The organism is Bacillus sp. AL-1R (assembly GCF_052180195.1).
Lineage (GTDB): Bacteria > Bacillota > Bacilli > Bacillales > Bacillaceae_G > Gottfriedia.
In genome coordinates this window covers 2,668,217-2,681,602 of the sequence record NZ_CP197469.1, presented here as the reverse complement: position 1 = coordinate 2,681,602, position 13,386 = coordinate 2,668,217, and the positions used below count along the sequence as shown (strand labels likewise).

Annotated in this window: 14 protein-coding genes and 1 riboswitch; of the genes, 13 read left to right on the top strand and 1 reads right to left on the bottom strand. The window is 30.8% G+C overall.

What is annotated here, in order from left to right:
• Window positions 1-14 precede the first annotated feature (14 nt).
• The 3 genes from ACSBO6_RS12635 to ACSBO6_RS12625 all read left to right on the top strand — a co-directional run bounded on the left by ACSBO6_RS12635 (window position 15) and on the right by ACSBO6_RS12625 (window position 2,271).
• Window positions 15-584, top strand: coding sequence for a cob(I)yrinic acid a,c-diamide adenosyltransferase (locus tag ACSBO6_RS12635; RefSeq protein ID WP_098845238.1), 570 nt, complete (start codon window positions 15-17; stop codon window positions 582-584).
• A 289-nt stretch (window positions 585-873) separates the two neighbouring features.
• A complete protein-coding gene (locus ACSBO6_RS12630) occupies window positions 874-1,020 on the top strand; it encodes a hypothetical protein (protein ID WP_180232858.1) in 147 nt (48 codons plus the stop codon).
• Between the two features lie 330 nt (window positions 1,021-1,350).
• Window positions 1,351-1,487: riboswitch (FMN riboswitch) on the top strand.
• A gap of 214 nt (window positions 1,488-1,701) precedes the next feature.
• Window positions 1,702-2,271, top strand: coding sequence for an ECF transporter S component (locus ACSBO6_RS12625; RefSeq protein ID WP_098845237.1), 570 nt, complete (start codon window positions 1,702-1,704; stop codon window positions 2,269-2,271).
• 137 nt (window positions 2,272-2,408) lie between these two features.
• Here ACSBO6_RS12625 and ACSBO6_RS12620 read toward each other — a convergent pair whose 3' ends face one another.
• Window positions 2,409-2,657, bottom strand: a complete 249-nt coding sequence (locus tag ACSBO6_RS12620) for a ferredoxin (RefSeq protein WP_098845236.1) — start codon at window positions 2,655-2,657, stop codon at window positions 2,409-2,411.
• Window positions 2,658-2,977: 320 nt separating this feature from the next.
• On the opposite strand from ACSBO6_RS12620, the gene ACSBO6_RS12615 reads away from it, so the two are divergent.
• The 10 genes from ACSBO6_RS12615 to ACSBO6_RS12570 all read left to right on the top strand — a co-directional run bounded on the left by ACSBO6_RS12615 (window position 2,978) and on the right by ACSBO6_RS12570 (window position 13,289).
• Window positions 2,978-4,051 carry a YpbB family protein gene (locus tag ACSBO6_RS12615; RefSeq protein ID WP_098845235.1) on the top strand — a complete coding sequence of 358 codons (1,074 nt, stop codon included), beginning with the start codon at window positions 2,978-2,980 and terminating at the stop codon, window positions 4,049-4,051.
• Window positions 4,038-5,555: a RecQ family ATP-dependent DNA helicase gene (locus ACSBO6_RS12610; protein ID WP_498843458.1), complete on the top strand. Its 1,518-nt coding sequence runs from the start codon at window positions 4,038-4,040 to the stop codon at window positions 5,553-5,555. Before ACSBO6_RS12615 ends, ACSBO6_RS12610 begins: the two co-directional genes overlap by 14 nt.
• A gap of 9 nt (window positions 5,556-5,564) precedes the next feature.
• Complete coding sequence (locus ACSBO6_RS12605) at window positions 5,565-6,149, top strand: CPBP family intramembrane glutamic endopeptidase (RefSeq protein WP_498843457.1); 585 nt, start codon at window positions 5,565-5,567, stop codon at window positions 6,147-6,149.
• Window positions 6,146-6,763 carry a LysM peptidoglycan-binding domain-containing protein gene (locus ACSBO6_RS12600; RefSeq protein ID WP_498843456.1) on the top strand — a complete coding sequence of 206 codons (618 nt, stop codon included), beginning with the start codon at window positions 6,146-6,148 and terminating at the stop codon, window positions 6,761-6,763. The genes ACSBO6_RS12605 and ACSBO6_RS12600 overlap by 4 nt, the downstream gene beginning before the upstream one ends.
• Window positions 6,764-7,048: 285 nt before the next feature.
• Entirely contained in the window at window positions 7,049-7,756 is a 708-nt protein-coding gene (locus tag ACSBO6_RS12595; RefSeq protein WP_142339191.1) for a metallophosphoesterase family protein, read from the top strand.
• Window positions 7,757-7,789: 33 nt separating this feature from the next.
• Window positions 7,790-8,698: a MerR family transcriptional regulator gene (locus ACSBO6_RS12590; protein ID WP_098845230.1), complete on the top strand. Its 909-nt coding sequence runs from the start codon at window positions 7,790-7,792 to the stop codon at window positions 8,696-8,698.
• Window positions 8,699-8,774: 76 nt separating this feature from the next.
• Entirely contained in the window at window positions 8,775-9,383 is a 609-nt protein-coding gene (locus ACSBO6_RS12585; RefSeq protein ID WP_025672362.1) for a genetic competence negative regulator, read from the top strand.
• Between the two features lie 237 nt (window positions 9,384-9,620).
• Window positions 9,621-10,901 carry a Glu/Leu/Phe/Val family dehydrogenase gene (locus ACSBO6_RS12580; RefSeq protein WP_098845229.1) on the top strand — a complete coding sequence of 427 codons (1,281 nt, stop codon included), beginning with the start codon at window positions 9,621-9,623 and terminating at the stop codon, window positions 10,899-10,901.
• A 143-nt stretch (window positions 10,902-11,044) separates the two neighbouring features.
• Window positions 11,045-12,019: a YpdA family putative bacillithiol disulfide reductase gene (locus ACSBO6_RS12575; RefSeq protein ID WP_498843455.1), complete on the top strand. Its 975-nt coding sequence runs from the start codon at window positions 11,045-11,047 to the stop codon at window positions 12,017-12,019.
• Between the two features lie 301 nt (window positions 12,020-12,320).
• The gene (locus ACSBO6_RS12570; protein ID WP_098845227.1) at window positions 12,321-13,289 is read left to right on the top strand and encodes an asparaginase; all 969 of its coding nucleotides are present in this window, start codon (window positions 12,321-12,323) and stop codon (window positions 13,287-13,289) included.
• Window positions 13,290-13,386: the final 97 nt, after the last annotated feature.

Genomic DNA, 13,386 nt, shown 5'->3' with positions numbered 1-13,386 from the left:
AGGAGTGGTTTTTCATGAAAATTTATACAAAAACTGGGGATAAAGGTCAGACTAGCTTAGTAGGTAAACGAGTAGATAAAGATGATTTAAGGGTTGAGGCTTACGGAACAATTGATGAAGTAAATACAATCGTTGGATACGCAATGACATATTTAGATCATGAAAATACGAGGGATCTCTACAATTCACTTCAAAAAATCCAACATGAGCTATTTGACTGCGGTGGAGATTTAGCGGTTGTAAAAGATAGTATCCCTTTTAAAACAACAGAGAAAATGGTTGAAGAACTTGAAACATTAATCGATGAATATATGGAAGTAACTCCCCCATTACAGCGTTTTATTTTACCTGGTGGGTCAAAACCTGCTGCAATCATTCATCAAGCAAGAGCGGTAACAAGACGTGCAGAGAGAACGGTTGTAACATTAATGAAGCAAGAAAACATACATCTTCCAGTATTTTTATATTTAAATCGATTATCTGATTATTTCTTTGCGCTTGCTAGGGTAATCAATACTCGTTTAAATATTAAGGATGTTGAATACGAAAGAGGAGCAATCGTATTTCGAACTGATAAAAAATAAAATAAGAAAAATAGCGATTGAATAGTTGAATTTTTCTAATCAATTGCTATTTTTTTTGTATAAATACTTTTTTTCAATCATAGAATGATTGAGTGTAAGTTTTAGTAAATGTACTTAGTGGTATATACATTTTCGGTTTCTAATACTTCTTAAGCGAAATACATAAAAAGAGTTAAAGATTGAAATGGGTGATACGTCTACTCTAATTTTTTTATGTATGATCAGTAGACAGTTCACCGGTATATGGCTGATAACACACTTCCACATTTCTTTAGGTAGGAGGCAAATAATGTTTGATTTTCTTAGGAGATGTTTGTTGATTGTCGTTTTTGTTTTAACGATTGGACTTTTATTTATTGGAGGAAATCGAGATAATTTAAAGGATCTAATAGAAGTGAAAAATTTTCATGAATTAAAAATAGTTTCAAACCCTTAGTGTTTTTTATGAACTTCCTTTTTAAATGTAATTTACTACTTATTTTAGTAAAGGACATTTATATGCGAAGTTCTATTTTTGTTTTAAGGAGAAAGAATAGTAAAGATCCAATTCTCAGAAAATATAAATAAACATATTAAAATATGCAAAAGGAATTGATTATACAGTATTTGTTAAATGATAAAGTATAGAGCAGTCTTTACAATAGGGATGATTCGATAGTAAGTTTTTGTCAAGAAAACATAAGTAATGACGTTAAATGAATAGGAAGAGATTTTTATTTACAAACTGTATTTAATTTAGTAACATTAAACTGTAATTTAATAAACGATCTATCTTCGGGGCGGGGTGAAATTCCCCACCGGCGGTAATTAAGCATTGCTTATAAGCCCGCGAGCCTGATTTTTTGGGCAGGATCTAGTGCGATTCTAGAGCCGACAGTATAGTCTGGATGGGAGAAGATGGAGGTTCGCAAGTTCAAAAAATTCATCTTTTTGAACGCTTATTTGGCGTGCTGAAAATTCTCCCCTATTCTAAAAAAAATAGGGGATTTTATTTGCATAATTTTATACTGTTTTTTCATTTTAAATTTGGACTTTTTATAATATGTGCAAATAATAACGCTACTTAAGCGAACCTTTCATTTTTCTTGATAAGATCGGGAAAAAGGAGAGAGGTATTATGCAACAACGCAACAAAGTAAATAAAATGGTAGTAGTGGCAATGCTCAGCAGTATTTCGTATCTTTTGATGATGCTGGATTTTCCACTTCCTGCATTCCCAGTATGGCTTCAAATTGACTTCAGTGAGGTTCCGGCTTTAATAGGCGCAATTGTTTTTGGACCGGTAGCTGGAATTGGCGTAGAGTTAATCAAAAACATACTTCATTACGTTATTAATGGTAGTATGACTGGTGTACCAATAGGGGAATTTGCTAATTTTTGTGCAGGAGTATTATACATTTTACCTGCGACATATTTCTTTAGAAAATATCGTTCAGTAAAAGGCTTAACTTTTGGATTAATCATTGGTACTGTAGTGATGACGGGAATTTTAAGCTTATTAAATTATTTTGTGTTCTTACCTGCATATGCACATTTCATGAATTTTAACCTGCCAAATGAAGTAATTGTCACTTCAATCATGCCATTTAATGCAATTAAAGGTCTGTTAATTATGATCTTATTCTTAGTGATTTACCCTAAATTAAAGGTTTGGTTAACTCAAAGAATGAATGTCCACAATGTATAAATAAATGAAAGTGTCTACTAAATTTCGGTAGACACTTTTTGTTTTTTGTATCGTTAGAAATGCATTTGTAAAGTGAAAAAGGTATCAAAGTTTTAAAAATAAAAAAAGCGACGAAATAACTTCCGCCGCAGTTTTTACTATTCGAATTTTAAAGCGTCGCCATCGAATGCTTCGTCAGCAACTTTGATTGAGTCTGTTGGGCATCCTTCAAATGCATCCATCATGTCATCAAGTAATACGTCTGGAATTTCAACGATTCCTTGGTTATCATCTAGAGTAACGTATGCAATCCCTTCATCATCATAGTCATAGATATCAGGTGCAGCAGCGCCACATGCGCCACATGCGATACAAGTGTCTTTATCAACGATTGTATATTTTGCCATTGTATTGACCTCCCAAATTATTCCCTGTTTTTATTACAGATACTATTTTTGTAATGTACCTGTAAACATTTTAAAACGGTTTCCAAAACTTTTCAATATAATTGTACAAGGTTTTGAAAAAAACGAGAAATGATGAAATTTCAAATAAAATAAATAATGATTTTTATTTGTTTAAAATGGTTTGGATATTGATACATATGATAAGCTAGAAGAAATAACAACTAGTTAGAAAAAATACACAAATATTTTTAAACTACTAATAATAATTCGAAAAAATATTCAAATATATTAATGGAATAAATTTATTTGAGAGGTTTATAATGTCTAAACTATCAATTTTGGAAGAAATCATCCTTTTTTTACTTCATCGGTATAATGGTGAACGAACGATCCAAGGTATATTGTATTTATTAAAAGGTAAACAAAGTGCTCAGATTATACAAGATTCTCATTTTTATCATGTCACATCATTTTTCGGACTTTTTCATTTCCTTACCCATCAAAATATGCAAGAAATTATAAATGGGTTAGAGGTTAAAGGGTACATAGGTCAAACTGAAAATAAAAATATTTATTTGTTAAATAAAAATGGTCAAGCATATTTAGCAAATCAAAAATTACAGTTTATGGAATTTACACATATAAATGGTCTAAGGTTTTCGAGTATTCAAAAGATTTTTTGGAAAAGGTTTTCATTATTTTTTCAAACAGTTTCCAATTTGAATATGAAATTAAACTATTTTAGAGCAGTTATTCAAGATCAAGACATACAAGAATGGGTAAAAAATGAGATTCTTAATTATAATGGGAATAAAGACGAATTAGTTAAGCAATTTTACAATGAATTACATACAATTTTAGAAAATTTAAGTGACGAAGATGCATTATTATTTGTGAAACGATTGTCTGGTGCTAATTCTTATGGCATGACGTTTGAACAGATTGCATCTGAACACAAAGTAGCTGTTGAAAAAATTTATCTCAACTCGATTAATACTTTGCATCATATCATCACTATTTTGGTCGAAGGGAACAATCATTATCCTTTATTAAGTAAATTTGTTAAAGGAGATAAACGTACTAATATTACGAATACTTCAATCGAAACGAAGCGATTATTTAAAGAAGGTAAAACCATTCAAGAAATAGCAGCGATTCGTAATTTAAAAATTAGTACAATCGAGGATCATATAGTGGAGTGTGTATTAAGTGATAAATTATTTCCAATTCATCAATTTATTTCGACAAAACAATTTACTTTAATAAAAAATAAAATAATTGAACTTAATACAAGGAAATTAAAAATTATTAAAGAAGCTTTATTAAATGAGGTAACTTATTTTCAAATTCGTATTACTCTTGCAAGAATGGGTGATTTATATGGACCTAAATAAAGTGCTATACGAAAAATTCGGTTATTCAAGTTTTCGTAATAGCCAAAAAGAAATTATTAATGATTTGATAAACTCAAAAGATGTTTTAGCGATGCTTCCTACAGGTGGAGGGAAGTCACTATTATATCAATTAACAGGGCTACTGTTACCTGGTGTTGTAGTAATCGTTTCACCTTTACTTTCACTTATGGAGGATCAAGTAGAACAGATTAAATCATTCGGAGATAAACGAGTTATTGCACTAAATAGCTTTAGAAGTTTTGAGCAAAAAAAATATTTATTTAATCATATTAGTAGCTATAAGTTTATTTTTGTTTCGCCTGAAATGTTACAAAATCAATTTTTAATTCAAAAGCTTTCTGCGTCTAAAATCTCATTATTTGTGGTTGATGAAGCCCATTGTATATCACAGTGGGGCCATGATTTTAGGCCAGAATATAAAACGCTAGGGGAAATAAAGCGGAAATTAAATAATCCTACGGTTTTAGCTTTAACCGCTACAGCTAGCAAAAATGTGCGGGACGAAATAATCGAAATACTACAGTTAAAAGATGTTCAACAATATATCAATTCAGTAAATAGAGAGAACATAGCAATTCAAGTTGAAAAAGTAGATTCGGAAATAGAAAAGCTCTACTTATTAACTAATCATCTTTCTAAATTAACAGGTCCAGGCATCGTTTATTGTGGTACTAGAGCTACTTGTGAGAAAATTTCACATACTTTAAGTGAAAAGTTAAATTGTAAAGTTGCTTATTATCATGGTGGAATGGAACAAGAACAAAGAATTTTAATTCAACAACAATTTATTCAAAATCAAATTGATATCATAGTTTGTACAAGTGCTTTTGGTATGGGAATTAATAAACCTAATGTAAGATTTGTAATTCATTACCAGTATCCGTCAAACATTGAGAATTATCTTCAAGAAATTGGACGTGCTGGACGAGATGGAAAGCCAAGTATAGCAATTCTAATTGTATGTGAAAACGATCATGAGTTACCACTAAGGTTGATTGATGACGAAATCCTTACTATGAATCAAGTTGAATCTTTTCTATCGTACGTAAAAAGATTAGAAGAAGATCCGATTAAATTAACTGAAACACTTGTGTCTAATTGGAAAGCGGTTTTTCAATTTAGTGAAGTACAGTGGACAACACTTCATTCTAAAATGGTTAAATATAATGTAATTGTAGAAGAACATTTGTATTTCGAAAAAATAAATGATCGCTTATTAGAATCGATCAAAGAGTTAATTTCAGAGAGAAAAAAGGTGAAATATTTAAAACTTAAAGCGATGATTGATTTTCTATCTTCATCTACATGTTATCGAGAAAAATATCTTCTCCTATTTGATGAAATGTTAATAAATAGACCAAGAAATTGCTGTAACATTTGTGGTATTTCGTTTGATGAGTATTGTTCAACTAATCATGAGAAATATGAAAATCATAACGTACTTACATGGGGACAAGAATTAAGAAATAAATTGGGGCTGTGAGGAATCTATATGGAAAGCGAATTAAACCGTCAAGAAATTCCAGTTAACTATTTGAAGAAAAGCGTGTATGGCACACAGTTAATCATTTTAGTGATCGCTATTTTATGTATTGTTTTTTTTATTGGTACAGAAAAATTTTTGGATGATTTACATTTATTAAAAAGCTATAAAACCTATTTATTTGGATTCGGTGCTGGATTTTCACTCGTATTATTTAATATTTTATTAAATTATGCAATTCCAGAGCGTTTATTGGATGATGGTGGATTTAATAAAAGATTCTTTACGTCACTCTCAGTTCCTGAAATGACAATACTTTGTATTTTAATCGCATTATCAGAAGAATTATTTTTTCGAGGATTTATTCAAGCTAAATTTGGATTAATTATTGCATCCGTTGTGTTTGCTTTAGTTCATTTTCGATATGTGAAAAAACCGATTTTACTTACGATTGTATTAATTGAAAGTTTTTTCTTAGGTTACTTATATTTGAAAACAAATAATCTTGTTATTGTATTTATTGCACATTTTATATTAGATTATGTTTTAGGATTGTATATGAAATTAAGTTTGGAAAGTGAAGACAAAGAATGAATAATGAGCTTAAGACTAATCGTATCGCTGACTTAAGTCGAATGAAAAAAAATAAGAAATTTAAAAATAAAAAAATAAATGAAGATCATAAAGCAGTTGATTTGTTAAATTTGCCACCAAGAAGTGAAACGATGAAAATAAAAGAGGATCTACGTAGACCTTGGTGGAAAATAAAGTATCCTTTAATTACTGCTTTAGTCATAATCTTTATCATGTTACCTTTTGGAGTAGTTAAGTTTGTACATAGTAAATACGATAAAATATTTACTGAAAAAGGAAGTTTAATCATACCTTCAAATAAATTTGAAAAAGTTGAATTAGCTGCGAGTAACAATGTTAAAAAGCAAAAAAAGAAGGAAACTCAGAATAAAGCTTCAACCAAAAAAGAGATTAATAATGGCGTAAAACTTCAAGCTGATTCAAGTGCAACTATTGGAGTTAAAGTGATTAATCACGAAGTCAAAAGAGGTGAAACTTTATTTACGATTTCAATGAAATATTATGGTAATCGTGATGGCGAAGAAATTATTCAAGATGCAAATCATTTAAATGGGATTGAAGTAACGCCTGGTCAGATTCTAAAAATCCCATTAAATGTCGATGTGGTTAAATAAGGTTAAGAAATCTATAGAGGCAATGAAAAATGAAATTCGAAATCATACGAAAATAGACTATTCGAACCGATTAAACTTTATTTCACTTAAAAGACTTATGCCCATTTTGTATCAATGGCCATAAGTTTTTTCGTTGTTTAAAATTTTTCAATTCCTACTAGTTTTTGTATAATAAAAAAAAGCACTTTGAACTGTAGCAACAAAATATGTAAAAATTGATTTATTTGAATGAAGTATAATTTGAGATTTCTAGCAGACATTGCTTTGTTTTATAACAAGGGGGAAATGAACATAAAAATAATATCATTGATCGGAATTGTAGTAATTGTAGCACTTATTTTATTAATTAATCGAAAAAGTAAGTTAGAAATTATACATAGAAAAATTAATATAAAACATGTAGATGATTCTTTAGAATCAATTCAGCTTATTTGGATTCCAAATATAGGCGATCTATTTTATAAATTGACAGAGATTGAAAAAATTTGCAATCATAATACGATCATTCTTTTAAGCGGTTATTCGAAAAAGAAGTCAAAAAAATATAAAGGTGAAAATATTCACTATTTATCCTCTATGGCTCCAGTCTATTTTTTGTGGAATGATCATGATTATAGTGGCAACTATAGAGATCTAAATGCATTATTACTAGATTGTAAAGTTACAATTTTAGAAAATAAAAGTGCTTCATTTGAGACTGAAAATGGTACTAAGTTTTCAATTGTTGGTTTAGATGATGTGAAAACAAAGAGAGATCATTTAGACTATGCACTTGAAGAGCGATATGGAGATGATTTTAGTATTTTAGCAAGTTATACTGAGGTCATGGATAGTAATAGTAGTAATTTTGAAAGTATTCAAGTTTATCTGTTTGAAAGAAGTCAATTAAATGGAAATCGAAATCAGAAAACGGTATATTTGGAGCTATATAACAATAAAGGAATTCGCAAACAAAACACAATTACAGTATTAAATTTTGAAGTTATGAACTAAGTGTTTCTTGTTTACATGCAGGAGGAAAGAAAATTGGCCCAAATAGGAAAGTACAATATTAAAGCAATTTCTAACATTGTTGGGATATTACCTGGCACTTTAAGAGCTTGGGAACGAAGATATAATATCATTAGTCCTGTACGAAATGATGCTGGCCATCGATTATATACAGAGGAACATGTTTTTATTTTAAAATGGCTCGTTCAAAAAGTGAATGAAGGGTTTACAATTGGACAAGCAATTAACTTATATGAAGCAAAAGAACATAAATCGTCTAATGACAGCTCTCTTACTGAAAATCTACAATCTGATGCACTAGTAAATCGAATTGTTTCTTCATTATTATCTTTTGAAGAAAGTGAAGCTCATAATTATGTGAATGAAGCTTTTAGTCTTTTTTCTGTTGATAAAGTATTATTTAAAATTATTTCGAAGGTTTTCATACTAATAGGTGATAAATGTCGTAATGGTGAAATTACTAGTGCCCATGAACATTTTGCAACATCTTTTTTAAGAACAAGATTAGGGATGATCTATCAAAACTTACCTAACAATAAACATTTGCCGAAGTTAATTGCAGTTTGTGGACCAGAAGAAAAGCACGAACTAGGCTTATTAATTTTTACGATTTATTTAAGAAGAATCGGTTTTCAAGTGATTTATTTAGGCGCATCGATTGATTCAAATGATGTAGAACAAGTAATAAATGAAGTAAAACCAGCTGGATTTATCATGACGTGTACGTTAAGAGAAAATTTAAAGAAAACAATTGATCTTGCCATTACTATTAAAAAAATAAAACCTGATATCATTATTGGAATTGGTGGTCATGCAGTTTCAACTTGTGAAAGCCCGATTATGGATTCCATACAGGAATTTTATATTGGGAGTCAACAATCGAACTGGGATGAATGGTTAAAGCAGAATTTTAATTATAAATGAATTTTGACTTTAGAATCACCAAAATTAGATAAAAACATAAACTGTACTATGGTAAATGCAGCAAGGAGGCTAGTTCATGAGGTTGGAACGGTTGAACTACAATAAAATAAAAGTTTTTCTTACATCTGATGATTTATCTGAACGTGGTCTGACAAAAGAAGACTTATGGTACAATGCACCAAAAGTTCAACAGCTTTTTCAAGATATGATGCATGAAGCTAGCGTAGAACTAGGTTTCGAAGTAGATGGAAAAGTATCCGTTGAAGTTTTCTCTCTTCAAGCTCAAGGAATGGTTGTAATTGTCACAAAATCCGATGAAATTGAAGAAGAGGAAGATGAGTTTCAAGACGACTTTATCTCGATGGAAGTAATCCTAGATGAAAGTGAACATATATTGTACGAGTTTTCTACATTAGATGATCTAATCCTACTTTCTGAAAAATTGGTTTCATGTGATGCTTTAGGTGGAAGATTATTCTCTTTTGAAAATACGTTTTACTTAAAGTTCGAGGAGAATGAAATAGGAAGACTAGATCGTGAAACATTTTATGCGATTTTAGCTGAATATGGCAATCCTTCCACTAGAACAATTTACCGTATTATTGAATATGGTAAAGAACTTATATCAGAAAATGCTATTGAACAACTGCATTTTTATTTCGTTAAAAATAAAGCCTCTCAGTAATTTTTTACGAGAGGTTTTACTTTTGTAAATTTTTTATAAATATATTGTATTTCTTCGAATTCTTTCCTTTTCAAATTTTGGAAATAGGAGTATAATGACCATAGAAAACGCTTACATTAAACGAATATTATATTTTGTTTTCTATGTGTTTATAACTTTCAAAATGGGATGGAAAGTTGTATACTAATTTCAGAATGAATGAATCTTTTCATCGTTCAAATTTCTAGGGGGTTTACAATGGTTGCCGAGAAATCTACAGAGAAAAATAGCAACACTGAAGAACATTTAGATGTACTAGCGCCTACACAAGTAGTTATTAAAGAAGCGTTAGAAAAATTAGGATATTCAAATGAAATGTATGAACTATTAAAAGAACCAGTTCGTATGATGACTGTAAAAATTCCAGTTCGCATGGATGATGGACAAGTGAAAATTTTCACTGGTTACAGAGCTCAACATAATGATGCGGTAGGACCAACTAAAGGTGGTATCCGTTTCCATCCAAATGTAACAGAAAATGAAGTTAAAGCCCTTTCAATCTGGATGAGCTTAAAATGTGGAATTGTAGATTTACCATATGGTGGAGGTAAAGGTGGAATTATTTGTGATCCACGTGATATGTCATTCCGTGAGTTAGAAAGACTTAGCCGCGGTTATGTTCGTGCAATTAGCCAAATCGTAGGACCAACTAAAGATATTCCAGCTCCAGACGTATTTACAAATTCACAAATTATGGCTTGGATGATGGATGAATATTCTAGAATCGATGAATTTAACTCACCTGGTTTTATTACTGGTAAACCATTAGTATTAGGTGGATCTCACGGACGTGAAACAGCTACTGCAAAAGGTGTAACAATCGTAATACGTGAGGCAGCAAAACGTAAAGGCATTAACTTAGAAGGTGCACGAGTTGTTATCCAAGGATTTGGTAATGCAGGTAGCTTCTTAGCGAAATTTATGCATGATGCAGGCGCAAAAGTTATTGGTATTTCTGATGCTTATGGTGCACTTCATGATCCAAACGGCTTAGACATTGATTATTTATTAGATCGTAGAGATAGCTTTGGTACAATTACTAAACTATTTAATAATACAATTTCAAATAAAGAATTATTAGAGTTAGAGTGTGATATCTTAGTTCCAGCAGCGATTGAAAATCAAATTACAAAAGATAATGCTCATAATATTAAAGCAAGTATCGTAGTTGAAGCTGCTAATGGACCAACAACACTTGAGGCTACAAAAATTTTAACAGAGCGTGGAATCTTATTAGTACCAGACGTGTTAGCAAGTGCTGGTGGCGTAACGGTTTCTTACTTTGAATGGGTACAGAATAACCAAGGTTATTACTGGACTGAAGAAGAAGTAGAAGAGCGATTAGAAAAAGTTATGGTACGTTCATTTAATAATATTTATGAAACAAGTGTAAATAGAAAAGTAAATATGCGATTAGCTGCTTATATGGTTGGTGCGCGTAAAATGGCTGAAGCTAGCCGATTTAGAGGCTGGGTATAAGAATAGTACTAAGTTTAAAACAAGATGGGAAATTTCCATCTTGTTTTTTATTTGGACTAGCTATTATTAGACAAATAGAATATTTTACGTAAAATAGTAATAGTAAATATAACTAAGACTCTAGTTTATTGGAGATGTTTCAAATGGAAAAAGTAGAAGTTCTAATCATTGGCGGAGGGCCCTGTGGTATTGCGGCTTATTTAGCACTAAAAAATAAGGGGATATCTGCATTAATAATTGAAAAAGGAAATATCGTTCATACCCTCAGTCGTTTTCCTACGCATCAAACATTTTTTAGTACAAGTGAAAAATTAGAAGTGGGAAATATTCCATTTATTATTGAAGGTAGAAAACCAAAAAAACACCAAGCTCTAGCATATTACCGTGACGTTGTTAAACGGAATCGAATAAGAATCAATGCTTTTGAAGAAGTAAAAACGGTTAGTAAGAAAAATGATTTTATCATTGAATCAGTTACAATAAATGGTGAAAAAAAACGTTATGAAGCAAAAGCTGTTATTGTAGCAACTGGATATTATGACCAACCAAACTATTTATCAACTCCAGGTGAACAACTTAAAAAAGTTTCGCATTACTTTTTTGAAGGTCATCAACATTTTAACCAGAAGGTTGTCGTGATTGGAGGTAAAAACTCCAGTGTTGACGCAGCACTCGAACTAGAAAAGTGTGGAGCAGATGTAACTGTACTTTATAGAGGAAGTTCTTATTCACCAAGTATTAAACCTTGGGTTTTACCAGAATTCGAGGCTCTTGTCCGTTCTGAAACAATTAAAATGGAATTTAACGCAAATCTACTTGAAATAAAAGAATCATCAGTAGTCTACGAAAAAGAAGGACAAATCGTTGAAATTGAAAATGACTTTGTCTATGCTATGACAGGTTACCATCCTGATCATACATTAATCAAAAGTATGGGCGTAAAAGTTGATGATGCAACAGGAAGACCATTATTTAATCCAGAAACGATGGAAACAAATATTGAAGGCATTTATATTGCAGGGGTAATTGCTGCAGGAAACAATGCAAACGAAATTTTTATTGAAAATGGTCGTTTTCATGGTGACTTAATCGCTTCTCACCTGGCTAGTAATAAATAATGTTAAATGAACTAAAAACGTAGCTATGCTACGTTTCAGAGTGTAGACAAACCCCTTTTTCAAAATTAAACTTGTTGAAAAAGGGGTTTTTTATACTTTTTATTAGCACATTTAGTTGGAGATTTAAAGAAAAGGCACTATATCTTGATACTAGTCTTCGCATAAAAAATAGCTGTCGACTTTGTCGACAGCCTGAAACGTAGCTATGCTACGTTTTTTTTTATTAATGATTTTCAAGCCGTTTTCTGTTTACTTGAAGAATTTTAAAATGTTATAATTTCTTGTGAAATGAGGTGCAAATATGAAAAAAGTAGTATTAATCACAACAGGTGGAACGATTGCTAGTAAACCAAATGCAGAATCAGGTAAATTAGATTCTGGGGCATTGTCAGGTCAAGAAATTGCAGAAATGCTTAATTTACCAAAAGATATAAATGTTATTGTTGATTCTTTTTTCCAAGTTCCTAGTATGCACATAGGCTTTGAACATTGGATGTTATTAAAGAATAAAATTGAAGAATATTATCAAGATGAAACAATCGATGGGGTTGTCGTTACCCATGGTACTGATACATTAGAAGAAACGGCTTATTTTTTAGATTTAACAATTGATGATGAACGTCCAGTTGTTATTACCGGTTCTCAAAGATCACCAGGTGAATTAGGTACCGATGCTTTTATTAATTTAAGACATGCAATTTATACTGCATCAGACGAATCTACTAGAAACGTTGGAACAGTTGTCGTGTTTAATGAACGTATTTTTACTGCAAGATATGTTAAAAAAGAACATGCATCTAATATACAAGGGTTTAACGTATTTGGATTCGGATACTTAGGTATTATCGATAACGATAAAGTACATATTTATCAAAAACCGGTAATAAAGGATAAATACAAAATTACAAGTGAGTTACCTCAAGTTGATATCATTAAATGTTATATTGAGGCAAAAGGATATTTAATTAAAGCAGCTGTCGAAAATGGTGCTAAAGGTATTGTCCTTGAAGGTGTTGGAAGAGGTCAAGTATCACCACATATGACAGAAGAAATTGAAAAAGCAGTTAAAAATGGTATTAAAGTAGTCATCACAACTAGTTCTGAAGAAGGCGAAGTATATCCGACATATGATTATTACGGAAGTGCTTATGATTTAGTTAATAAAGGTGTAATTTTAGGTAAAGATTATGATAGTAAAAAGGCAAGAATTAAATTAACTGTTATGTTAGCATCTGAAAAGAATAATATTCTTGAAGGATTTTCTATATAATTTTTACTTGTTTATACATTTCTCGAGGAAACGTGCATTGCACGTTTTTTTTTGTTTAATATGTAAAGATTAAAAAATAAATTCTAAATAGTGTATA

Bases quoted from the DNA above. Each gene is read 5' to 3' on its own strand.
- ACSBO6_RS12610 (WP_498843458.1), top strand. From the start codon at position 4,038: ATGGACCTAAATAAAGTGCTATACGAAAAATTCGGTTATTCAAGTTTT.
- ACSBO6_RS12620 (WP_098845236.1), bottom strand. From the start codon at position 2,657: ATGGCAAAATATACAATCGTTGATAAAGACACTTGTATCGCATGTGGC.
- ACSBO6_RS12635 (WP_098845238.1), top strand. From the start codon at position 15: ATGAAAATTTATACAAAAACTGGGGATAAAGGTCAGACTAGCTTAGTA.
- ACSBO6_RS12580 (WP_098845229.1), top strand. From the start codon at position 9,621: ATGGTTGCCGAGAAATCTACAGAGAAAAATAGCAACACTGAAGAACAT.
- ACSBO6_RS12575 (WP_498843455.1), top strand. From the start codon at position 11,045: ATGGAAAAAGTAGAAGTTCTAATCATTGGCGGAGGGCCCTGTGGTATT.
- ACSBO6_RS12630 (WP_180232858.1), top strand. From the start codon at position 874: ATGTTTGATTTTCTTAGGAGATGTTTGTTGATTGTCGTTTTTGTTTTA.
- ACSBO6_RS12595 (WP_142339191.1), top strand. From the start codon at position 7,049: ATGAACATAAAAATAATATCATTGATCGGAATTGTAGTAATTGTAGCA.
- ACSBO6_RS12625 (WP_098845237.1), top strand. From the start codon at position 1,702: ATGCAACAACGCAACAAAGTAAATAAAATGGTAGTAGTGGCAATGCTC.
- ACSBO6_RS12605 (WP_498843457.1), top strand. From the start codon at position 5,565: ATGGAAAGCGAATTAAACCGTCAAGAAATTCCAGTTAACTATTTGAAG.
- ACSBO6_RS12570 (WP_098845227.1), top strand. From the start codon at position 12,321: ATGAAAAAAGTAGTATTAATCACAACAGGTGGAACGATTGCTAGTAAA.
- ACSBO6_RS12600 (WP_498843456.1), top strand. From the start codon at position 6,146: ATGAATAATGAGCTTAAGACTAATCGTATCGCTGACTTAAGTCGAATG.
- ACSBO6_RS12585 (WP_025672362.1), top strand. From the start codon at position 8,775: ATGAGGTTGGAACGGTTGAACTACAATAAAATAAAAGTTTTTCTTACA.
- ACSBO6_RS12615 (WP_098845235.1), top strand. From the start codon at position 2,978: ATGTCTAAACTATCAATTTTGGAAGAAATCATCCTTTTTTTACTTCAT.